This window comes from Acinetobacter amyesii (genome assembly GCF_002018365.1).
Classification (GTDB): Bacteria; Pseudomonadota; Gammaproteobacteria; order Pseudomonadales; family Moraxellaceae; genus Acinetobacter; species Acinetobacter amyesii.
This window is the reverse complement of the sequence record NZ_MVKX01000009.1, coordinates 149145-171282: the sequence shown is the minus strand read 5'-3', so window position 1 is coordinate 171282 and position 22138 is coordinate 149145. Positions and strand designations below refer to the sequence as shown.

At 41.0% G+C, this 22138-nt stretch carries 20 protein-coding genes; 17 read left to right on the top strand and 3 right to left on the bottom strand.

Annotation, left to right across the window (positions count from 1 at the left end; genetic code table 11):
- The first annotated feature begins 142 nt into the window (after positions 1–142).
- The gene (gene hisC / locus B1202_RS13830; protein WP_078191191.1) at positions 143–1240 is read left to right on the top strand and encodes a histidinol-phosphate transaminase; all 1098 of its coding nucleotides are present in this window, start codon (positions 143–145) and stop codon (positions 1238–1240) included.
- Between the two features lie 106 nt (positions 1241–1346).
- Here the strand turns inward: hisC and pabB are convergent, their stop codons facing one another.
- A complete protein-coding gene (gene pabB / locus B1202_RS13825; protein ID WP_078191190.1) occupies positions 1347–2687 on the bottom strand; it encodes an aminodeoxychorismate synthase component I in 1341 nt (446 codons plus the stop codon).
- 255 nt (positions 2688–2942) lie between these two features.
- On the opposite strand from pabB, the gene B1202_RS13820 reads away from it, so the two are divergent.
- From B1202_RS13820 to B1202_RS13795, 6 genes are all read left to right on the top strand, one after another.
- Complete coding sequence (locus B1202_RS13820; protein ID WP_078191189.1) at positions 2943–3899, top strand: DUF6160 family protein; 957 nt, start codon at positions 2943–2945, stop codon at positions 3897–3899.
- A 197-nt stretch (positions 3900–4096) separates the two neighbouring features.
- Positions 4097–4930, top strand: a complete 834-nt coding sequence (locus B1202_RS13815) for a C39 family peptidase (protein ID WP_078191188.1) — start codon at positions 4097–4099, stop codon at positions 4928–4930.
- A 60-nt stretch (positions 4931–4990) separates the two neighbouring features.
- Positions 4991–6190 carry a hypothetical protein gene (locus tag B1202_RS13810; protein ID WP_078191187.1) on the top strand — a complete coding sequence of 400 codons (1200 nt, stop codon included), beginning with the start codon at positions 4991–4993 and terminating at the stop codon, positions 6188–6190.
- Positions 6191–6202: 12 nt separating this feature from the next.
- Positions 6203–7867 (top strand): OmpP1/FadL family transporter, encoded by a 1665-nt coding sequence (locus tag B1202_RS13805; protein ID WP_078191186.1) that lies wholly within the window; start codon positions 6203–6205, stop codon positions 7865–7867.
- 14 nt (positions 7868–7881) lie between these two features.
- Complete coding sequence (filE, locus tag B1202_RS13800) at positions 7882–9231, top strand: putative pilus assembly protein FilE (protein WP_078191185.1); 1350 nt, start codon at positions 7882–7884, stop codon at positions 9229–9231.
- Between the two features lie 22 nt (positions 9232–9253).
- Positions 9254–11269, top strand: a complete 2016-nt coding sequence (locus B1202_RS13795; RefSeq protein ID WP_078191184.1) for a hypothetical protein — start codon at positions 9254–9256, stop codon at positions 11267–11269.
- 68 nt (positions 11270–11337) lie between these two features.
- Here B1202_RS13795 and B1202_RS13790 read toward each other — a convergent pair whose 3' ends face one another.
- Positions 11338–11886 carry an NUDIX hydrolase gene (locus B1202_RS13790; protein ID WP_078191183.1) on the bottom strand — a complete coding sequence of 183 codons (549 nt, stop codon included), beginning with the start codon at positions 11884–11886 and terminating at the stop codon, positions 11338–11340.
- 126 nt (positions 11887–12012) lie between these two features.
- Here B1202_RS13790 and B1202_RS13785 point away from each other — a divergent pair, with 126 nt between their 5' ends.
- The 9 genes from B1202_RS13785 (at position 12013) to B1202_RS13745 (ending at position 20369) form a co-directional block, all read left to right on the top strand.
- Entirely contained in the window at positions 12013–12621 is a 609-nt protein-coding gene (locus B1202_RS13785) for an NUDIX hydrolase (protein WP_078191182.1), read from the top strand.
- Between the two features lie 35 nt (positions 12622–12656).
- On the top strand, positions 12657–13187 hold the full coding sequence (locus tag B1202_RS13780; protein ID WP_078191181.1) for a gamma carbonic anhydrase family protein: 531 nt from the start codon (positions 12657–12659) through the stop codon (positions 13185–13187).
- A gap of 163 nt (positions 13188–13350) precedes the next feature.
- The gene (gene tsaB, locus B1202_RS13775) at positions 13351–14016 is read left to right on the top strand and encodes a tRNA (adenosine(37)-N6)-threonylcarbamoyltransferase complex dimerization subunit type 1 TsaB (protein WP_078191180.1); all 666 of its coding nucleotides are present in this window, start codon (positions 13351–13353) and stop codon (positions 14014–14016) included.
- A 12-nt stretch (positions 14017–14028) separates the two neighbouring features.
- Entirely contained in the window at positions 14029–14853 is an 825-nt protein-coding gene (locus B1202_RS13770; RefSeq protein ID WP_078191179.1) for an undecaprenyl-diphosphate phosphatase, read from the top strand.
- The gene (locus B1202_RS13765; RefSeq protein WP_078191178.1) at positions 14847–15665 is read left to right on the top strand and encodes a class I SAM-dependent methyltransferase; all 819 of its coding nucleotides are present in this window, start codon (positions 14847–14849) and stop codon (positions 15663–15665) included. The genes B1202_RS13770 and B1202_RS13765 overlap by 7 nt, the downstream gene beginning before the upstream one ends.
- Before the next feature lie 125 nt (positions 15666–15790).
- Entirely contained in the window at positions 15791–17182 is a 1392-nt protein-coding gene (locus B1202_RS13760; protein WP_078191177.1) for a C13 family peptidase, read from the top strand.
- 28 nt (positions 17183–17210) lie between these two features.
- Entirely contained in the window at positions 17211–18056 is an 846-nt protein-coding gene (fghA, locus tag B1202_RS13755; RefSeq protein ID WP_078191176.1) for an S-formylglutathione hydrolase, read from the top strand.
- 130 nt (positions 18057–18186) lie between these two features.
- Positions 18187–19293 (top strand): YjgN family protein, encoded by a 1107-nt coding sequence (locus B1202_RS13750; RefSeq protein ID WP_078191175.1) that lies wholly within the window; start codon positions 18187–18189, stop codon positions 19291–19293.
- A 14-nt stretch (positions 19294–19307) separates the two neighbouring features.
- On the top strand, positions 19308–20369 hold the full coding sequence (locus B1202_RS13745; protein ID WP_078191174.1) for a M48 family metallopeptidase: 1062 nt from the start codon (positions 19308–19310) through the stop codon (positions 20367–20369).
- 31 nt (positions 20370–20400) lie between these two features.
- Here B1202_RS13745 and B1202_RS13740 read toward each other — a convergent pair whose 3' ends face one another.
- A complete protein-coding gene (locus B1202_RS13740) occupies positions 20401–20697 on the bottom strand; it encodes a DUF2218 domain-containing protein (protein WP_078191173.1) in 297 nt (98 codons plus the stop codon).
- A gap of 245 nt (positions 20698–20942) precedes the next feature.
- Between B1202_RS13740 and rpe the strand changes: the two genes are divergently transcribed.
- On the top strand, positions 20943–21629 hold the full coding sequence (rpe, locus tag B1202_RS13735; protein ID WP_078191172.1) for a ribulose-phosphate 3-epimerase: 687 nt from the start codon (positions 20943–20945) through the stop codon (positions 21627–21629).
- Positions 21630–22138: the final 509 nt, after the last annotated feature.

The following is a 22138-nucleotide window of genomic DNA, read 5'->3' as shown; positions in this document are numbered from 1 at the left end:
TATAAACCTCTCCCTAACCCTCTCCTGAAAGGAGAGGGGAAATCTCATAAAATGAATATTCCTCTCCCTGAACGAGCTTTAAGGATTCCTTTAAAGCGAAGTGCAAGAGAGGTTAGGAGAGGGTTAAAAAGAGCAAAATAAAATGCCAAATATTACCTCTGAACAAATGCGTTTTTGGAGCCCTGATGTACGTGAATTAGAGCCGTACACACCGGGTGAGCAGCCTAAAATCCAAAATATTTTAAAACTCAATACCAATGAAAACCCGTATCCGCCATCGCCAAAAGTGGTGGAAGCAGTACAAAAAGTATTGGTAAATTCTGCTGATGTTTTACGTTTATACCCAGATCCAGATGCGTCAGAGTTAAAGCAAGCGATTGCAAAACAACAGCAAGTACCTGTTGAGCAGGTTTTTGTCGGCAATGGATCGGACGAGGTGCTGGCACATATTTTTAAAGCCTTTTTTGTGCAAGAGCTGCCGGTTTTGTATCCAGACATTACCTACAGTTTTTATCCGGTATATAGCCAATTTTTTGGTATAGCTGCCAATACTAAAATTTTGCCGCTGAACGATGACTTTGAAATTGTGGTGGATGACTATAAACAGCCGAATGGTGGCATCATTATTACCAATCCGAATGCGCCTACCAGTATTGCTTTAGGTTTGTCTGCAATTGAGGAAGTGTTGCAAGCCAATCCGAATTCAGTGGTTGTGATTGATGAAGCGTATGTCGATTTCGGTGCGGAATCTGCTGTGGCTTTGGTTGCGAAATATGAAAACCTTGTGGTTTGTCAAACGACGTCTAAGTCGCGTTCACTTGCCGGTTTGCGTGTCGGTTTCGCGATTGCACAGCCGCATTTAATCGCAGCGCTTGAGGCGGTAAAAAATAGCTTTAACTCTTATCCGATGGACCGTTTTGCGATTGCAGCAGCCGTGGCGTCATTTGAGGATCAAGCCTATTTTGAAGCGCAAAATGCCAAGGTGATTGCGAGCCGTGAAAAACTTGTAGGTCAGCTGTCTGAGCTGGGCTTTAAGGTATTGCCGTCTGCGGCAAACTTTATTTTTGCATCATTGCCTAATAAAGATGCAGGTGAGTTGGCTGCTGAATTGCGCGAACGCGGAATTATCGTGCGTTATTTTAATAAGCCGCGGATTAATCAATTCCTACGTATCACCATTGGTACAGATGAACAAAATCAGCGCCTTGTGGATACGCTTAAAAACGATATTTTGGCTTGATTTCTGCAAGCTCCGCTAAATGTAAATCTAGCCCAACCCTCCTTTTAAAAAGGGTGGTTGGGAGTGATTCATTAAAAAAGCGATTCAATTGAATCGCTTTTTTTGTTTAATCTGCCGTATACCACGTGTTTAACAAATCCAGCATCGCTTCGACTTTATCAAAGCATTCTTGATATTCTGCATCGCAATCTGACGCGATGGTGATTCCGCCGCCCGCCCACAGCGAAACCTGATCTTGGTATTTTTGAATAGAGCGGATTAAAATATTCCAAGAGCCCGTGCCATCGTGATTAAAATAACCCATCGAGCCGCAATAGGCGCCGCGAGGAGCACCTTCAAGTTCATCAATGATTTGCATCGCGCGAATTTTAGGCGCGCCGGTAATCGAACCGCCCGGCAGTGCTGACATCAGAACCTCAAAAGGGTTTACATCGGTTTTCAGCACGGCCTCAACTTCACTGACCATGTGATGCACCTGATTAAAGCTTTCAATATCAAAAAGTTTTGGTGTTTTTACAGAACCTGTTTCAGCATAAACACTCAAATCATTACGCAGTAAATCGACAATCATGACATTCTCAGCCATGTCTTTTTCAGATGATTTTAACCGTTGTTTTGACTGCTCATCTAAAACTGGGTCTTCATAGCGAGGCATCGTGCCCTTGATTGGTTTAGTAATAATCTTGCGTTCAGGCTTAAAATCTATAAAAAGTTCAGGCGAACAACTTAAAATTTCAAAATCATCAATACGTAAGTAGCCTGAAAATGGTGCATCAGTCAGTGACCAAAATTCTTGAGCGGTATCTAAGAGTGAACCGTTTGCTTGAGCTGTGAACTCTTGGGTTAAATTAATTTGATAGCAATCGCCTGCTTTAATATATTCCTGCACTTGATCAAAGGCTTTGGAGTAGTCTGACTTGGACCATCTTGCAGTACATTTTTGCGTTAATTTAAATCGATCTTGAGCGATCTTTGTTTGAATGAACTGATCAATGTAGTCGTAAATCTTAGCTGCAGAATGATCTGAACTATAAAAATACCAACCATCATCTTCTAATTTTAAAAAACTGGAAAATTGCCCCAAAAACAAGCGAGGTTGCACTTTTGCATGCAGGGAAATCTGTTGTTGCGCTGCATAATCATAGCTAATAAAACCAGCCCAGCCCCCAGAAAACCCACTGCCTAATTTTGAACATAAATCGTGGATGGCGATATCTTGCAAGGGCTGAGTATCACATTCCTCATATTGATCTAAATGAGTACGGACATAAGTTTTAAGTTCAGCATTCTTAAATTGCTGATATTGATTTGCCAAAAAGCAAATAACAGGTTGGTTTTGATCTTCTAAAAAAATCACATGTGACAAGTGTGCAAGCGCTTGCAAAATTTTTTGAGCACTAACAGTTTGTTTAAGAATAAATTTTTTAAAAGAAATCGGTTTTTGCATCAACAGAGAAATTAAATTTAAAGACTAAAATGGATTTTATACCATTCCTAATTCATTTGGTTTGCAAATACCGTTTATCGGTAAGAATTAGATTGCGACCAACGACAGTTGAACAAATTACAGCTTGGATATAATTTAATCGAGCGAGCAAACAACTCAAGGAAAGATTTAACAGTTGTCACAAAATAATATTACAGCTGAATAAATCGAGTGGTTGAAAATCAAAAAAAATAAATACTCTTGGGAGAGTACCGTATGAAAAATTTCACTAAATTAGCTCTAGTTTCTTCAATCGCATTTAGTGCGAATGCTATGGCTATGCAAGCAATGGACGATGCTGCACTTAGTTCAACCACTGGTCAAGATGGTATTAACATCGGGATTGGTATTTCTAAAATTGAAATTGAAAAACTTTTCATTCACGATAACGACGGTTTAACGGATACAGCTAAGGGCGGTACAAGTACTGCTGGTGCGATCGTTATTCAAGGTAACGGAATTGCTGGTAATGCATTAGAAAACAAAGGTATCATCATTGGTGCAAACTATGATAACGGTGGTGCTTATCTTCTAGCTTCTCGTAATTTAGCTGATTTACGTATCGATACTGATGCGGGTACTGGTGCAAATGGTGCATTCATTAACATCGCAGCGGATGTGTCTGGTTTAGATATCAAAATTGGTGAAATTGGTGTAACAGCATCTGGTACAGCTGGTACTACAGGTATTCGCCGTGGTGGTGATGATAGCAACTACAATGCAATTTTATCTGGTCTTTCTCTAAAAACTGGACCAATGACTGCTAATGTTCAGTTAGGTGCTGCTCCACAAGGTGCAATGATTAAACTGAGTACGACAATGGTTGGTGGTTTAGAAATTAAAGATCTTGGTATCCTTGATGCATCAACTAAAACGGCTACACGTGAAGCAGGTGAAATCTTTATCGAAAGCATCAAAGTTGCTGATGCTGGTAAAACCGACTTAACAATTAACCAAGATGTTCGTGTTTATGGTAAAGAAGGCACAAACAATGGTTATATTCAAATGGTAAGCAACTCTGGTCCAATTGATAACTATGTGAAAGGTGTTCATCTAGGCAGTAAAGACGCTGGTTCAATCGGTGATATCGAAGTTCAAGGCTTACAAACGTTCTACAGCCCAGCTATGGGTGTATATAACCAAGGTTCTGTGATTACGATTTCTAGTAAGTAATTTAGAATAAAAATAAGGCGCGTGTTGATCACGCGCTTTTTTTTACAAAAAAGTGCGGAATGACCCAACAAAGCATAAAAAAATGCTGTTTTTTTATAAAAAAAAAGGTATCTTGCATAATACATGGATGTAGAGCATTAGCTCTAAAAAATAATGAAAAAAGGCACATCATTGCCGATAACTAAAAGTTAGAAGATATGTTAGAGATAGCTGTAGGCTCGGCATTGATGTATTACTTTGCCAAAGAGTCCTTCGATTTAAAAGAAAAGCCAGTCGGAACAGTTCACTATACCGAAACATTGGATTCACGAAATGATTCCTTTACTCGGATGCACCGTGAATCTGTAAAAATTAAACCTGCCATAGAAGATCAATTTCGAGGCATTGTTCGGCAAGCCTACGACTACAGTTGTGGTTCGGCGGCCTTAACGACTTTATTAAATGGTTATGTAGGGACACAGCTGACTGAGCAACAGACCATGAATGGTTTGCTGAAATTTGGTGAAACTGAAAAAATTATTGAACGTCGAAGTTTCTCCTTATTAGACATGAAACGTTTTGTCGGCGCTGTCGGGCTAGACAGTGGGGGCTACAAAGGGGAGTTTTCAGATCTAGTTAAGCAAGGTCAGCCTGCGATTGTTCCCATTTCATATGCTGGTTTTAAACATTTTGTGGTTTTTAAAGCCTATAAAGATGGGCGTGTTTATGTTGCAGATCCAGCACTGGGCAATATCAGTTTTGATGAAGTTCGATTCCAAGAAATATGGGAAAACAACACATTATTCTTAATCAATGTTGCGCCTGAGCAACGTAAAAATTTATTGGCTTTGCAAGATTCAGACTTGCGACATGTTGAAGATGCAACCGTGAATCGTTATGCATTGGTTGATATTCAGTATCCGCAGTTTTACATGGAAAAAATTGCAGACAAGGCATCTACGATACGACTTGATAAAAATATGAATGAAGAGTCGGAGTCATATGGTAAATCGAATTACAACTTTCTAAGGCTTTACTATAAGAGTAAATAATTAGATCAATGCGTATAACAAAGCGTCAGGATTAAAAAAATAAAAACGGTGGGAAGGAACATGAATCGTAAATGGATGAACAAAACACTACTAGCCATGAGTATTCAGGTGGTGATGGGGGTTGCCTACGCAGCTGAAGAGCCAAGCCTTGGAGAATATGATCCGGTTGAACAAGAGACAGTCGTAGAAGAGTCTGTATCTCCTGCTGCTGTAACCCAAGCTGATACTGCACAAGAAGCTGCTGCTGAGCCAGAAATTGGACAGTATGAATCTGTTGAAGAGCCAGTACAAGCTGAGGCACCACAAGTAGAAAGTGCTACTGCCACTGAAAAGGCATCGACAGCACTTCAACAGCAAGAGGGTGATGCGAGTCAAGAAGCTAACTTACAGGAAGTATTTAGCTCGAATGAACGTCAGTATTCATTGATTAAAAAGGGTGAAATATCATCTTTTTACGATATCGATTATACCTATTACCGTGATACTCAACTTGATATGGAAATGGCACAAGGCCAACTGTATCAACTGCGTGTACAAGAGAATGCCACACACTCAATGACCAATACATTTACCGTGCAATACGGTGTAATGGACAATTTGACATTCTCGGCGTCTGTGCCTTTAGTGGCAAAAACTGATTTATTAAAAGATACTTCAACTGCTGGATTAGGGGATATTTCTTTAGGTGCACGTTGGGAACCCTTCCCATTGAAACAAGGTCGTTTACCACTGATTTTATTTGGTAATTTGTCTACGAAAACAGGTGACAGTCCATACGAAGTCAATGCAGTAAATGATCTAGCAACAGGTAAAGGTTACTATTCGGCAGGTATCGGTGCGAGTACGCGTAAATATATTGACCCCGTTGTGTTGTTTGCATCTGTCTCAGCCAACTATGGTTTTAAAGAAACTGGTTTAAACCAACGTCGTGGTACGCGTGTCATTGAAGAGTTTGAACCGGGAATTAGTGGCGGTTTTGCATTCGGTTTTGCATACTCGTTTAACTACGATGTTTCCCTCACCATGTCATATCAACAAAGTTTCAACACCGGTGCAGAATTTACCTATAGCAGTGGTGAATCCTATTCACCTGCAGACCAAACCAGTTCAACTCTCGCGATTTCTTTAGGTGTACGTGTATCACCGGATACGATCGTGAACGGTACGGTGGGGCTAGGTTTAACTGAAGATGCACCAGATGTGTCTTTAGGACTGTCTTTCCCGTTAGATATCCTAGGTTTTGGAAAAAAACTTCGTTAAGAGGGCTGTCGTATGCGTAAAATTCGACTCAGCCCACTTGTTAGTGCGATTGTTTTAACGGGCTGTTCTAGTGCTGCTTTTGCACAATTGGGTACCAACCTTTCAGTTGATGTCCGGTCACTTGCATTAGGTAATGCAGTAACTGCTGATCCTCCGGGGATTAGTGCCGTGCATTTTAACCCTGCAGCATTAACCAAAATTGAAGGTTTGCAAACCGATATGCAGGGGATCATTGCAAACTTTGATATTCAACGTGAATTTACCGTTCCTGCGGGTTATAACGTCTTTGGTTATTCAGATGATCCAATGGTCTGTAATGATGGCCCTGAAGTAACGGCTGATATTTGTACGGACTTTAAAGATAAGGTTTCTGGTGATGTTGAATATGCATCTCTATATGTACCTGTCTTAAAAAAGATGGTGGATTTTGGTGCTGGACAACCCATTGCCGCGCCAACGATGGGGATTGCCTACAATCCACCAGGTTCAAAAGCAACATTTGCATCAGCCGTTTATGCGCCCTTGATTGCGGGTTTTGGTGCTGAAAATGGCAACCCGGGTAATTTCATGGGGCAGCAAGTTGCTCTAGAGCGTATTACTTATCTATCGCCAACTGTGGGTTATCAAGTCAGTGATGAGCTATCGATTGGTGGTGGTGTAGGGATGTCCTATCAAGCCATTGGATTGAAATCTGATCTACGATTTCCCAATGAGTTGATCGGCATGTTAAGGATGATTGATGAGGTCGTCTGTACGCCATTTAAGGAAAATTCGGACATTATTACTGACATCTTGCTATTGGGGATGTGTAATACTGAAGAAGGGATGAACCCATTTGGTAAATTTGGTCAGATGGAATTGGCTTTAGAGCAGTCACTGAGTCCAAGCTATAACTTAGGGGTTTTGTGGGAGCCACGCGAAGATTTTAGTTTTGGTATGGTGTACCAAAGCGCTGCGAAAATGCGCATGAAAGGTCGTTATCGCATACATAATGCGAAAGCGCCTCAGGAGATGATTAAGGGATTAATGTCATCACCAACTGGTCAAATTTTAGCTGCCATTTTAGGTTTCCCAAATGCCGTACCAAACTCGGAGTCGGGTTTGGTTTCGATGGATTTTGAATATCCACAGCACGTACAGGCCGGGATCAAATATAAGGTCATGCCTGATTTACAAATCAATTTTGATGTGGGATGGACCGATTATCGTGCTTGGGACAAATTCCGTTTCGAATTCGACCGTCAAATTTCAGCGCTGAAAATTGCAAAATTATTATCTGAAAATGTGACCGATAATTCTTTGGCCTTACCTTTGAAATTTACATCGCCTTGGAACTGGGGTATTGGTATTGAATATTCTGCAACAGATCGTTTGAAATTACGTGCAGGCTATGAACCACGGAGTACGTCTATTCCTGATGGTAAGCGAAATACCATGGTCCCGATTAATGGTGCGCAGCTCTTTGGTATGGGGATTGGATATCGTTTTGATGCAGATACGGATTTAGATTTATCAATCGGCTTTTTACGCAGTAAAGATAACATTCCAGCGAATGCTAGTAGCTTGGCAAATTTAACAGGTGTGAATAACTTAATTTTTAACCCATATGCTGGGCTGAATGTAAAAACCGATACGAAAATCACCATCTTAGGATTAAATTACAGAACTCGTTGGTAGGATAAGCAAACAGAATGAAAAGGATTTTATTCATAAAAACGTTACTTGCACTTTCTGTGGTGCAAGTGTCGTATGCCAACGCTGGAGCGTTTCATACCATTATTGGGCCAGATGGGCGCCCAATGGTGGTACAAGTGCAAGAAAAACCTGCAAAGAAATCTAAAGAAAGTCCAACTGTTAAAACGATCAATTCTCAACCTGTACAACAAATTACTCAACCATCTGTAAGCATTAGTCCGTCTCAAACCAAGACACCGATGACACGTCAAACGACTCCAACAGCACAGACTGTTGAATCACTGAAGTCTCAACGTTTAAGTGTACGTGAGCCGGAAAAACGGGATGAAATTAAAGCTGTCACAGTAGATAAAATTAAAAACGTCTCAGGTGATAAAGTTCCCAAATCTGAAAAGTCAGTACAAGCGTCAGATACTTCAGCAAAAGTCTTACCTTCAACAACATGGACAGAGAAGTTACAGCAATCAGAGCTAACCCAACCTCGTGAAACGTATGGGACCAAAGTTTTAGCTGAAAAAGATAAACCTGTCGTTGAGAAAAAGCTCCTTACTGAGAAAGTAGTTAGCACTGATCAATCCGTACAAACTTCAGGTGAAAACTTAGAAAATAATCCTTCAAAACAATTGACTAAGGCAAAACAAGAGCAAGGTTTTTCGACCATGGCTGGTGAAAAGTATGTCAAAAATGAATATCTTGAAGATAAAGAGTTTAACTTAGAAGGCAAAAAGCGCTTTTACACCATGCCCGAAGGCGTTATTGACAGTAAGATGGGGCAAACGCGGATGCAAACCATTGAACGTGAAAAAGGTGTCAGTCGCTCCGTCATTGATAATTTATTTAAACGTAATCAACCCGAAGATACAGGCCCGATCACTTTAGCCACTTCGTATTATCGGGTCTCACAAGCTGATACTATTCAAGGTTTAGGTCAGCAATGTTTTTCGAATAAAAAAATGAAGAAAGCCAAAGAGCTCGACTTAGCTCAAGATATTAATTTATGGCCTCGAGCACCGTTGTCTGACGAATTTGACTATGAAGTCGTAAAACTAAAATCACCATTACAAAATATTCGTATACATTCATTTGCATCCAAAGTACAAAATCCTACATTTTATTGGCCATTTGCGGTATTTTTAGACAAAAATGGATGTGTCATGGAAGGCGCAGGTGGATTCAAAAATAACCAAGGTGAAGCGGATCATCTTTACCATGAAAAAATTGAAGGCGTGATTCAAGTGCCTAAAGGTAGCCAGTATTTATTCCTAACGCCTTTAGCAACAGCAATTGACGTCGATGGCCGCGTATTAACCAATCAAGGCCAACTTAAATTAACAGCAATCCGTTAAGGACATAAGAAAGAGAATTAGGATGAAAAATAAAATTTTATTACCGTTTGCTTTAACGGCATTGGTTGCAGCGCTCAGTGGCTGTGGCGGTGAAAGTGCAAATGTGAATCCTGAAATTTATGATACCAGTACGACTAATGGTACTTGTAAAAGTAATACCGAAGGCTGTGTTGAGTTCGTTTTAGATTATCCAATTGAAGGTCTGAATTTTAATTGTTCGAGCGACGTTAAAAATACCTATATTACCTTGTTTGATCTAAAAGAAGGTGTTTCGACAGGTGCTTGTAAGATTGGCGATACGGTAACTTTCTTTGTCCAAGGTGAAAAATCACGTCGAATTGATTTGGGTAAAGTGGATTTGAAGCAAATTTCAAATGTAGCCAGTGGCACGACACCCCCACGTTTGACCTTATTGGATTTGGCTGCCGGCATCGCGGGTAAACCTGCTGCAACGATTTCAAATAGCGACGCAACGGTTAAAGTGGCCATGCGTTTAGCCAAAATCATTCAAGCCTTGGCATTGAAAAATAATAGTGCAGTTACAGCTACAGACATCCAAGCGGTTTATATCAACAATGCAGATAAAGTTTTGATTGATCAAATCACTCGAAATGTCGCGACAGCAGATTTCAGTATCAGTTCAGATACGGAATTTAATGATCTGTTTACGCCTTGGCTAGACTTGTCCGAAGTCAGCAATGAAAACGCATTTACCTTAGTTTCAAAACTCATGAATATCTCAACGGCTGCAGTATATCAGCCTGAGTTTGCATTGTTTTCAACTGATGGCGTGATTACCAATGCCAGTGGTTCAAATGGACTGGTGGGCTGTGATAAAAATGAATGTTTGCCGACCGATAGTTCAAAAGTCAATTTATTTGGTCATTTCATGTTAATGACGGACCGCCAAGGCATGACTTTTGGTAGTGGTTTACAGTGGAAGGGTAAAGTTGATCAACAGTTGAGTACCATTGGTGGTGTGAATGTCTTACTCTTGACGCAGGTACGACCAACACGTTTAACAGCAACGCCACAGGATAATTGGATTGATCCGCTTACCAAGCAAATTGATAAACCTGCCATACTGGGTTTCCGTTTTGATGCAGAAGAAGCCAACTCTGGTCCTCTGATTATTAAACAAGGCACGCTACTTGCCGACAAAATGGTGGTCGGTACGGGGGGAAGTTTATATAAAACGTTAATGGCTAAAAAAGATGATTATGTTCTAACGGCCGATGATAAGAAAAAATTAGGTCTTTGGGAGCAAAACATTAACCAAGTGCAATTTAAAGGCACGATGGATTTATACAAGCTCTATCCACTGTCGTATTTAGACAAAAAAGTCTTTAAGTCTGTTGAAAATGTTGCTGCTGGACAAAATTATATCTTCCCATTGTATGCAGATTTAACCTTTAAATTTACCGATACTTCGATCAAAACAGTGAAATTGGGTGTGGTGATTGACCGTAATGGTGATATTCGCACAAATATAAAATCTGGCGTGCCAGACGATGTATTTACTCGTCAAGATAGTCAAATTGTCGACTTGTCTACACACGCGACGGAAGGCTGTAGCGGAAAAGATGTGCTCGATCCACTGCTAATGAAAGATGATAAAGGTGTACAGCAATATCGTATCGGAACGACAACACGTACCTTTACACCTGAAGGAAATATCAATCCAAATACCATTTCGATTCGTATGATTTTAGCTGACCCATATTTCCATACCCTTGATGGCGCGCTGATTGGAATGAACTCAAGTGTGAAAACTTCAGCGGACACCTCAATGGTAGTGGGCGGTGCTTTAGTGCAGTTACACAATATGATCAATGCCAATGCAGGCACGCGTCCATCTGGCGTTGCTTTGACAGATTCGGATAATAAAGTGGTGAAGTGGGGGAATAGTTTGGCCAGCTTTAGTTATATTTATAGCTTAAAAAATCCAACCGATACTGCTGCGGCTCAAACAGCGAAGTTAAGCGGTGGTGATATTTCATTAGAGTTAGCCCCTTGTTACACCATCAATGCAAAATAATCGTCAAATATGAGTAAAATAAAAAAGCCCATCAGTGATGGGCTTTTTTTAATATTGAGAGCAGCAAATTAACCTGTGTGATCGAGTCGCGTACCAAGGGTTTCGAGATGCATTTCAAACAGACCTGTTTTGCGGTCAGCAAAATAATGCCGCAGCGTTCGTTCCACACTTGGAAAGGCTAAATCATCCCAAGGAATATCTTCTTCACTGAACAATCGTGATTCAATGGTTTCATCACCCGCACCAAATTCACCATTGATTAGTTCAGATTTGAACAAGGCATAAATTTGCCCAATACGGGGAATGTTATACATGCAATATAGTTGCTCAATGTTGACTTCTGCTTCGGCTTCTTCGCGAGTTTCACGCGCTGCACCTTGCTCCATTGTCTCATAGAGTTCCATATAGCCAGCGGGTAATGTCCATAGCCCATAACGTGGCTCAATCGCACGACGGCAAAGTAAAACTTGATTGTCCCAAACGGCTAAAGCACCACAAATGACTTTAGGATTCACATAATGAATAAACCCACATGCGGTACAAATACGGCGTATCTGATGATCTCCAAGCGGGATCGCTTCTTTTGTTTTTTGTCCGCAGTTTGAGCAAAAGTTCATATTCATCGTCATGGATTGTGTGAACCGTCAGAATAACTTAAAAATAAAACTTTGGCATCATTTCTAACCAGCTTGGCCGAAATTCAGCTATGATGAAAACAAGATAATTATAAGGATGTAATGTGGATGGATGAGGGTTTATTGACTCAGCGATTGCAGCAAAGTTTACGTTTTTCTAAGCGTATTCAACCTGCGCATGCTGCTGTATTGATTGCGATTACCCAAGAAGATAATCCACGTATTTTATTGACCCGCCGCTCACTCTATATGAATAATCATGCCGGTGAAGTGTCCTTTCCCGGTGGCAAACGTGATGCCCAAGACACCAGTAATATCGTGGTGGCGTTAAGAGAAGCCCAAGAAGAAACCGCTCTAAATCCATTTGATGTGCAGCTTTTGGGTGATTTACCGATGCAAAAAGCACGGAATGGGATGTTGGTTAAACCGATCGTGGGGTTGATCCCGCCTGATGTAAATTTGATACCTCAACCCACTGAAATTGACCGTATTTTTTTTGCATCATTAAGACAGCTCTTAGAAACACCGCCAACGCCGTATGAAGTTCGTTTTGCCCAGCAATCACTATATTTCCCCAGTTTAAGAGTTGAAAATGAAATCGTTTGGGGTTTGACTGCACGGATGCTGATTTCCTTATTTCAATATGGTCTGAATTATCAAAAAGAATGGCCTTTTTTATTAAATTCGCCTTCATTTCATTTGGGCCGTGAGCCATAAATCATTTTTAGAAAGTCAAAATAGGATGTTTGATCATGCTGTACAAGTTTCAAGGATATAGCCCGAAAGCCACGCATCAACCTTGGGATGGTTGGGTTGCAGAAAATGCAACGGTCATTGGCCAAGTTGAATTAGGCCGAGAAGTGAGTGTCTGGTTCGGAGCCGTCATTCGAGGGGACAACAGTCGTATCAAACTGGGTGATTTTACCAATGTACAAGAAAATGCGGTGTTGCATACCGATGCGGGCATTGAAATGACCATTGGCGATTATGTCACGATTGGGCATCAAGCCATGCTACACGGATGTACCGTAGGAGATAATAGTCTGATTGGAATCAATGCCGTGGTCCTAAATCATGCTGTGATTGGTAAAAATTGCATCATTGGTGCAAATGCTTTAATTCCTGAAGGGAAGGTGATTCCGGATAATTCTGTTGTGATGGGTTCACCGGGTAAAGTCGTCAAGACCTTAGATGAACAAGCGGAAGCACGTCTAAAAATGAGTGCCATGCACTATGCTGCTCATTTTAAACATTTTACTCAACTCGAAGTCGCTGAACTTTAAAATGCTATACATGGCAAGCAAAAAAGCCTCGAAGTTTGTCGAGGCTTTTTTTATGGATTAAATGCAGAAAGCGCTGAGTCTGAGGTGGAACATCTCGCGAACTGCGATGGAGTGGAGTATCATATTCAACGTTTTTTAAGATTAAATTTAATTAAGGTTGCGCATGAAATTACTGGCATTGGAAACTGCCAATGAGCAGTGTTCCGTCTCGATTGTAGATGAAACTCAAGAGCTTTATTTTCAACTCGATTTACGGGCAAAAGCGCAGACGCAAACCATTCTCCCAATGATTGAGCAAGGGCTTAATCAAACTGCTATTGAGTTAGCGAATTTAACTGCGATTGCCTTTAGTCGTGGGCCTGGTTCATTTAGTGGTGTTCGTATTAATGCAGCGGTAACACAAGCCTTGGCATGGGCCAATGACGTACCTGTTGTTCCAGTATCGACTTTGCAAGCTTTGGCTCAAGCGGCACATCGTTTATATGGTTTGACCCAAGTAACGGCAGTCCTTGATGCACGCATGCAAGAAGTGTATATCGCTAGCTATCAACTCGATGCCAATGGCATTATGCAGGCTGTAGATGAAGAACAACTATTAAGCTACGCAGATGCCACACCGCAGATCAAATTTACCGTCGTGGGTTCTGGTAGTGAGCTCATTCAATCAGAACAAACACAATACAAAGACTTAAGTGCAACAGCACAAGATATTGCTACTATTGCCCGCGAAGCGGCGCAAAGAAAAGCATGGGTGAGTGCTGAACTTGCATTGCCCGTATATTTACGAGATAACGCCTGGAAGAAAATTTCAGAACAAGGCAAGCCATAATTAGGGTTATATATGGATCTTCTACTGCTGCTCAAAGCGGCAATCATGGGTATTGTTGAAGGTATTACCGAATTTTTACCGATTTCAAGTACAGGGCATTTAATTCTGGCTTCAGAATTAATGAACTTTTGGACCAAAGAAAAAAGTGATGTTTTCGTGATCGCAATTCAAATGGGTGCGATTGCTGCGGTGATTTATGAATACTGGGGCCGCCTGTGGGGCGCAGCAACCGGTATGGTGACTGGTGAAGAAAAAGGTCGCCGTTTAGGTTTTGGCTTAATTCTCGCTTCGATTCCAATCGTGTTGATTGGTTTGACATTTGGTCAGACGGTGAAAGAGCTACTGTTCAATAACATTGCGATTGCTATGGGGTTGATTATCGGTGGTTTGATCATTATTTGGATCGAAAAAAATCCACCGCAAGTGCGTGCCAAAGAAGTAGAAGATTTAACCATTAAAGATGCGATTTGGATTGGTTTAATTCAAGTTTTATCTTTAATTCCAGGGACTTCACGTTCAGGTGCGACCATTATTGGTGCCATGTTCTTAGGGGTTTCTCGTAAAGCAGCCACTGAGTTTTCATTCTTTTTGGGTATTCCGGTTATTGTCGGTGCAGGTTTGCTGGATTTATATCAAAGCTATGATGTATTTCAAGGCACTCAAGATTGGACTGTAATTGCCGTTGGTTTAATCGTTTCATTTGTCTCTGCATTGATTTTAATTCGTGCGCTTGTCGCTTATGTGGCAAAACGTGATTTCATGATTTTTGCGTGGTATCGAATTGTTTCAGGTTTATTGATTTTATTGTTCGCATTTACAGGCTGGAAATTATGGTAAGCGAAATCCGCTTATACACAGAACAAGAGTTTCATGAGAAAGCACAGCAGTATTCTGCTGTGCTTTCTTCACGTGGCGTATCTGTAAATATTGAATTGATTGAAAAATTAAACGCGCGTTTTTTACGTTTAAACCCTGAACTCAGTTTGTGTGTCGATGCAGATGGTTTGTGGTTGGCGGCTAATGGCATGAAGATGCAACCCGATTGGAAAGCAGAAGTTGGACGTTTAAAGCGAGCATCTTTAAAGTCTGAGATGATTGCACGTGCGTGTAATTTGGCAGAAAAACCACAGCTTGTGGATGCAACCGCAGGGCTAGGGCACGATAGTTTATTGATGGCCCATTTGGGTGCGCATGTGACCCTTGTGGAACGTCATCCGATTTTATTTACCCTATTGGAAGACTCACATCAACGTGCGCAGCAAGATGCGTTTTTAAGTTCGGTTGTGGCTCGAATTGAATTGGTCTTTTCAGATTCGGCAGATTATTTGAAACATTTATCGACGACCAATCAAATCTTTGATGTGGTTTATCTCGATCCGATGTTTCCGCAGCGAGACCAAAACCAGCAAGCCGTCAAAAAGCAAGCTCAGGTCAAAAAACAAATGCAATTACTGCATTTGCTGTTACCTGAAGATGGTGAGATGGATTTAGGTGATAATTTACTGGATTTAGCACAAAAAATTGCTAAACGTGTCGTGGTTAAACGTCCACGATTGGCGGTTTTTTTAGCGAATCAAGAGCCACAACATCAGTGGCAAGGTGATGCTTGTCGCTTTGATGTATATTTCCAACATGATCTTGTGACTTAAAATGATATTTGCTTCAATATTGTTCAAAGATTTGTTATATAGTTAAAAAATAGCATTGCTAAAAACGACATCAGGCATAAAATTATTTGTGCAATTAAGCGAGCCAAGGCCACCATCAGAACTCTATGATTGATTTCAAACCCTCCATCAATTTTTGGCATGATTTTAAAAGCAACCAAACTGCGGGGATGTGGTTATTTTTGGGGTCTCGTCGTTCTTTACAAATCGTTCGACCATCGATTTTACAATTGGTGTTTTGGGGGATTTTAGGTGGCTGTGCCAACAGTTTATTTAGTTGGCTCAGCACGGGGCGTATTGGCGAATTTAATGCCCAAGGTCTCATTAGCTACGCATTGTGGCCATTTATTGCTTTAATCGTGGGGATTTTCCTGTCACAACGTGTGAATAATCCACGGCTAATGTTGGTCCCAGCATTGCTCTGGTTGGTGCTTGATACGCACATCATGTTGTTTCAATGTTTGATTCAATATATGGGAGATCTCGATTTTCTTCCATACTTCTTGTACGACTACATTCCAACGTTATTCATTATTCTATTTGTTTGGCAAAGTTTGGCTGTCGTTTGGGTTTTTTCACGTGAGCTGAAATGGCCATGGTGGGAGCGAGCACTGATTATGGGTGCGACGCTATTTACTTTGGTCGTGTGGCAAGTCTCAGTCAAAGATCAGCCGATTTGGAAAGTGGAAGAAGTTCCACCAAGCTTTGCTGAAGATGCCTTCTATGCACAAAGCCGTTTGCTCAATAAGTCTTTAGACGCAGTGGAATATGGTGAGTTTGCCCAATCCCATTGGTACTTCTTAGGGGTGGCGGGTGCGAGTTATCAAGATGTCTTTAAACTGGAAATTGAACGGATTAAAGAACAGTTTGATACACGTTTTGGCACCTATGGGCGTTCGGTTGAGCTTATCAATAACCCTGCAACGCGCACTGAAATTCCGCTGGCATCTAAAACCAGTATGGAGTTGGCGCTGCGTCGTATTGGTCAGCAAATGAACCGAGAAAGTGATGTCTTATTTTTATATATGACTTCACATGGTTTACCGAATGTATTTGAGATGGAAAATGCACCTTTAGATTTGGTGCAAGTCGATCCTAAATGGTTAAAAGAAGCCTTGGATGCATCCGGAATTCGTTGGCGTGTGATTGTCATTTCTTCATGTTATTCAGGCAGTTTTATTCCAGCACTACAAAATGATAATACTTTAATCATTACTGCCTCAGCAGCTGATCGTCAGTCTTTTGGCTGTTCGAATGAAGCTGAATACACCTATTTTGGCCGTGCGTTCTTTGATCAGGCAATGCGTGAGCAGACCAGTATTCAAGCGGCATTTAATGAAACCAAAGCGACTGTAGCGAAATGGGAAGCAGCGCAAGGTTTCGAACCTTCTGAGCCACAGTGGTCGATGGGGAAAAACATGGCATTAATGTTGCCTCAATTAGAACAACGATTGTTCCCGCCGACAACTACTGCACCGGCTACGACGGTTACGCCTTAAAAGATTAAAAAAGTTTAGGATAAAGATCATGGAATTAGTACAACGAAATACTTGTTTTGCGGGTGAGCAGCGCATTTATCAATTGGATTCTTCAAGTCTAAAGACCGCGACAAAGTTTGGTATTTTTCTGCCAGAAGTAGCCTTACAAGGCCAAGCGTGTCCTGCATTGTTTTATTTGGCGGGATTAACCTGTACTGAAGAAACCTTTGCCATTAAAGCGCATGCTCAGCGTTTAGCTGCGCAGCTTGGCCTGATTTTAATCAGCCCTGATACTTCTCCACGTGGGGAACAGGTAGCGCAAGGCGATCATTGGGATATTGGGCAAGGCGCAGGCTTTTATATTAATGCAACGGAACAACCGTGGGCCGAGCATTATCAAATGGAACGTTTTCTTACTGAAGAATTGTATTCGCTGGTACAGGCAGAATTTCCGGTACAAAAAGGTGCGATTGGCATATTCGGACATAGTATGGGCGGTCATGGTGCATTAACTTTAGCGTTGAAGCATCCGGACCTGTTTAAATCGGTTTCTGCTTTTGCACCGATTTGTGCGCCGAGTCAGTGTCCATGGGGCGAAAAAGCCTTTAGTCAATATCTAGGTTCAGACCGTCAGCAGTGGCTTTCGCATGATGCTACAGCTTTAGTGCAAACCAAAGGGGCTTTGTTTAAAGCCATTTTGATTGACCAAGGCATTGATGATCAATTTTATAGCCAGTTAAATCCGATGTTGTTTCAGCAAGCGTGTGAGCAAGTTGGGCAGCCACTCGAACTGCGTGAACATGCAGGCTATGATCATGGTTATTATTTTATTCAAAGTTTTATGGACGATCATTTGCAATTTCACGCTGTCCAATTGCAAACAGCGGTTCATTAATTCTAAAGCCAGTGGTTAAAAATATTGAGGCATAGCTTGCTTTAATATACGTATAAATAAAGCATGGTGATGAGCATTGCCATGCAAATGAATAAATTCGACATACCAAAAAAAATAATTTAGGGTACTTATGCAAAATTCACAAATAGAAACGCCGCTTCCGCCAGAGCTGCCCGTGATGAATCCACCGGGTCTATTTGGTGAGACAGAACAGGCTGATGTTTTGGGACGAAATTATCATTTTAGGTTTAAAGGTAATGCGTCTGAATATTTCGGTATTTGGATTGTGAATATCTTACTGACGATTGTCACGCTTGGACTTTATGCGCCTTGGGCAAAGGTCCGCCGTTTACGTTATTTTTACGGTAATACTTGGGTGTTTCAGCGTCGTTTTGACTTTACAGGTTTACCTACAAAAATTTTAGTTGGACGAATCATTGCGTTAGTGGTCTATGGTGGTTTCTCTTTTGCCGCAAAATATTCTTGGGAAGCTTTCTTAGCGGGCTTTGTCCTGATTTTCTTTGCGGTTCCTTGGCTCATTCGATCTACGATTCGTTTCCGCGCTCGTAACAGTAAGTTTAGTAATAGCCGATTCTTTTTTTCTGGGACAAATAAAAGCGCATATTGGTGCTTTGTTAAATGTCTTGCGGTGGTTGTCTTTACCCTTGGTTTGTTTACACCAGTTGCGGTCTGGCTATATAAACGTGAATGTCTGAATCATTTGTATCTGGGGCAGTTGAAATTTAATCTGAATAATACGTGGGGCGATTATATGCGCGCCATGTATGTGCCTTTATTTCTGTTTATGGGCTTTGGTGCATTGCTGGCGGTGATCTTTGCGATATTGTTTGGTAGTTCAGATGGTTTAAATGACGCATCTTACGTCTTCATTATTTTTGGGATGTATTTGATTGGCTACATGTTTATTTGGCCACTCACAGCTGCACGTATTTTTATCACCACTTGGAATAACACCACGTTGAGCCGCAGCCAGTTTCATACGGACTGTAATCAATGGCGTTATGCATGGATTGTCTTGAGCAATTGGTTGGCTAAAGTGATCAGCCTCGGTTTACTGACACCATGGGCAGTTGTACGACTATATAAATATCAGACTGAGTCTTTGCACTTAATGTTGGTCGATGATCCAGACCAATTACAAAATCAAATGCAGCAAGATCACAATGCGATTGCTGAAGAATTATCCGATATTTTTGACCTAGATATTTCCTTATAACGCAGGTGAATTACATGAAAACCTCAGTAGTGAATGCAACCTATTATGATGGGAAAGTGTCAAAACCCTTTGTTGCTCAAATCAGTGCAGATGGGGAACATGCTGTGATTGTGCGTTATGGTCAAGACCTAGAACAAACGCAGCATTACACCTATCAAGATATGACGCTGATCGGTGCTTTAGGTGATATTCAGCCAGTGATTGAGTTAAAGGATGATGCTCGTTTAGAGTTTCATCAACCTTTGCCAGAGTGGTTTAATCTCGACGTAAAGTCGCGTTGGCATTCGATTTGGAAGTTAGAACGGTCACCTTCTCTAATCATTTTTAGTGTGATTTTCGTGGTGGCTTTTGCTTTTGTATTGATTAAATGGGGCATACCAGCAGCGTCGCATGTGGTGGCCAATCAACTGCCTGAGACAGCTTTAAAGAGTTGGGGGGATCAGGCGGAAAAATATATTATCGATATGACTGAACCCACAAAATTGCCACAAGCTCGCCAAGATAAGTTGAAACAAGAATATCAACAATTGGTGGCTGAAAATCGACCTGCGAAGTTGTTATTCCGTGGTGGTGGCAGCATCGGTGCAAATGCATTGGCGATACCCAATAACACCATTATCGTGACAGATGAGTTGGTTAAATTAGCGAAAAATGATTATGAGCTCATAGGTGTGCTTGCACATGAGCAGGGGCATTTAGTTCAACGCCATAGCTTGCAGCAAAGTTTGTCAGGTCTAGGCATCAGTATTATTTTGTTGATGATTACGGGGGATGGCTCAGACATTCTTACCAGTTTGCCAGTGGCTGCGGTGGGTGCGAGTTACTCACGAGACTTTGAATCTGAAGCAGATTTATATGCCTTAAAACAACTTTCAAAACATCAAATTCCAACGGCACATTTTGCAAATTTCTTACAACGTATGGAAGATGAAGCTGATGGTGAAGCAGCAAAAGAGAAAGGTGCAAAGGATGAAACTGCCAAAGATCAGAGATCTTGGACAGACTTCTTTGAGTCACATCCAGCGACGAAAGCCCGTATTGATGCAGTTAGAAATTATCAATCACATCAGCATTGAGTGAAAGGCTTTGATAATATGGCGACGTAGACTACGGTTCGCGTTGCCATGTTGCACTGAGTTCTTCTTGTCCCATGCGGATTAAATGATCTAAAACCACATGTTCCAATTGATCTAGATTTGCACTTGGATCTTGGGCTGAAATCACCACATCTAAAAATGCAGCTTGTGGTAGAAGGCTGACCTCTGCGGAGGGTAGTTGAATCTTGAATGCAGTATTTTCTCCAATGATCTGTTCATTGACTTCAAATTTATGTTTCCAATGATTGACTAAGCGCTTAGCAACACGTGCTGCTTGGGCGGTGGTGATGTGTGTTGAACTTTTCATAGATGCAATTTTATTGTTAAGTCGTCAGTCCTTTAACTTAGCAAAGTACATAGATGCCCGTTAAGTCTAAAAATGCAACGCTGTGTTTCTATTACTAAAATTTTTATCCATATTTATCCATAAACTTCTCCATCCCAGCTATCTCAATCATCGGCATCGAAAAAACGACTAAGGGCATGGGCAGCGAATAGGGGGACAATTTGCTATAATGCGTCAATCACTCCCTTTTCAAAGCTAGGTTTTTCATGTCCAAGCCATTCTTAATCGCACCTTCAATTTTGTCAGCAGACTTTGCGCGCTTAGGTGAAGAAGTTGAAAATGTTCTAGAAGCAGGTGCAGATGTTGTTCATTTCGATGTCATGGATAATCATTATGTACCGAACTTAACTTTTGGTGCGGGCGTTTGTAAGGCATTGAAAAAATACGGCATTAAAGCGCCAATTGATGTGCATCTAATGGTTTCACCGGTAGACCGTATGATTGGTGATTTCTTGGAAGCTGGCGCAGATATCATCACTTTCCACCCAGAAGCGACTGACCATATTGACCGCTCTTTACAGTTAATCAAATCTGGCGGTGCGCAAGCGGGCTTGGTATTTAACCCTGCGACACCTTTGCATTATTTAGACTATGTTTTAGATAAAGTTGACCAAGTATTGTTGATGAGTGTGAACCCAGGTTTTGGCGGTCAAAAGTTCATTCCAATGACTTTGGAAAAGCTGCGTCAAGCCCGAAAAATTATTGATGCTTCAGGTCGTGATATTCGCTTAGAAGTGGATGGTGGTGTTACTCCAGCCAATATCCGTGATATTGCTGAAGCCGGTGCAGACATGTTTGTTGCAGGTTCAGCGATTTTTGGTAAGCCTGATTATAAAGCTGTGATTGATGACATGCGTTCTGAGTTGGCAAAAGTGTATGCTCAAGAGGCTTAAGCCTTTGGGTATAAGTTATTCCTCGCTTGTGGATAACTATATGGATAACCGTATGGATATCTATGTAGATAACTATATGGATAACTTGAATAAATTATAAACGATTGTGCATCAATGGTTTAATAATTAGACGTATTAAGTATAAAAAGGACTCAATTGAGTCCTTTTTTTATGGGGAAAAGTGTTTGAAATACTGTATGTTTATTAATCTGTGGTAAATAATTAATCAGTTTAAAAAATAACTTTTATGTTTTAACAGGACGTTAAGCGCTGATTTTTATGACAGTGCAATAAATTTAAAACTGTTGTGAATAACTGCACAATTAATTATGCTGTTAGCAACTATTGAGATAAGCTGCGACTGGCAAAACACATCATCGATCGCACTGGATAGTGCTTTTAGATATTTCTGAAAGTATCGTTCATGATGGATAAATAGGTCGAGCTGCATGTCATGTTGATACGAATGTCATGTAATTGCATTTGAATTGTAAATAATATCATCATGG

What these genes read in the sequence shown, in the direction of transcription:
- hisC (WP_078191191.1), top strand. Translation starts at nt 143, where the DNA reads ATGCCAAATATTACCTCTGAACAAATGCGTTTTTGGAGCCCTGATGTA.
- pabB (WP_078191190.1), bottom strand. Translation starts at nt 2,687, where the DNA reads ATGCAAAAACCGATTTCTTTTAAAAAATTTATTCTTAAACAAACTGTT.
- B1202_RS13820 (WP_078191189.1), top strand. Translation starts at nt 2,943, where the DNA reads ATGAAAAATTTCACTAAATTAGCTCTAGTTTCTTCAATCGCATTTAGT.
- B1202_RS13815 (WP_078191188.1), top strand. Translation starts at nt 4,097, where the DNA reads ATGTTAGAGATAGCTGTAGGCTCGGCATTGATGTATTACTTTGCCAAA.
- B1202_RS13810 (WP_078191187.1), top strand. Translation starts at nt 4,991, where the DNA reads ATGAATCGTAAATGGATGAACAAAACACTACTAGCCATGAGTATTCAG.
- B1202_RS13805 (WP_078191186.1), top strand. Translation starts at nt 6,203, where the DNA reads ATGCGTAAAATTCGACTCAGCCCACTTGTTAGTGCGATTGTTTTAACG.
- filE (WP_078191185.1), top strand. Translation starts at nt 7,882, where the DNA reads ATGAAAAGGATTTTATTCATAAAAACGTTACTTGCACTTTCTGTGGTG.
- B1202_RS13795 (WP_078191184.1), top strand. Translation starts at nt 9,254, where the DNA reads ATGAAAAATAAAATTTTATTACCGTTTGCTTTAACGGCATTGGTTGCA.
- B1202_RS13790 (WP_078191183.1), bottom strand. Translation starts at nt 11,886, where the DNA reads ATGAACTTTTGCTCAAACTGCGGACAAAAAACAAAAGAAGCGATCCCG.
- B1202_RS13785 (WP_078191182.1), top strand. Translation starts at nt 12,013, where the DNA reads ATGGATGAGGGTTTATTGACTCAGCGATTGCAGCAAAGTTTACGTTTT.
- B1202_RS13780 (WP_078191181.1), top strand. Translation starts at nt 12,657, where the DNA reads ATGCTGTACAAGTTTCAAGGATATAGCCCGAAAGCCACGCATCAACCT.
- tsaB (WP_078191180.1), top strand. Translation starts at nt 13,351, where the DNA reads ATGAAATTACTGGCATTGGAAACTGCCAATGAGCAGTGTTCCGTCTCG.
- B1202_RS13770 (WP_078191179.1), top strand. Translation starts at nt 14,029, where the DNA reads ATGGATCTTCTACTGCTGCTCAAAGCGGCAATCATGGGTATTGTTGAA.
- B1202_RS13765 (WP_078191178.1), top strand. Translation starts at nt 14,847, where the DNA reads ATGGTAAGCGAAATCCGCTTATACACAGAACAAGAGTTTCATGAGAAA.
- B1202_RS13760 (WP_078191177.1), top strand. Translation starts at nt 15,791, where the DNA reads ATGATTGATTTCAAACCCTCCATCAATTTTTGGCATGATTTTAAAAGC.
- fghA (WP_078191176.1), top strand. Translation starts at nt 17,211, where the DNA reads ATGGAATTAGTACAACGAAATACTTGTTTTGCGGGTGAGCAGCGCATT.
- B1202_RS13750 (WP_078191175.1), top strand. Translation starts at nt 18,187, where the DNA reads ATGCAAAATTCACAAATAGAAACGCCGCTTCCGCCAGAGCTGCCCGTG.
- B1202_RS13745 (WP_078191174.1), top strand. Translation starts at nt 19,308, where the DNA reads ATGAAAACCTCAGTAGTGAATGCAACCTATTATGATGGGAAAGTGTCA.
- B1202_RS13740 (WP_078191173.1), bottom strand. Translation starts at nt 20,697, where the DNA reads ATGAAAAGTTCAACACACATCACCACCGCCCAAGCAGCACGTGTTGCT.
- rpe (WP_078191172.1), top strand. Translation starts at nt 20,943, where the DNA reads ATGTCCAAGCCATTCTTAATCGCACCTTCAATTTTGTCAGCAGACTTT.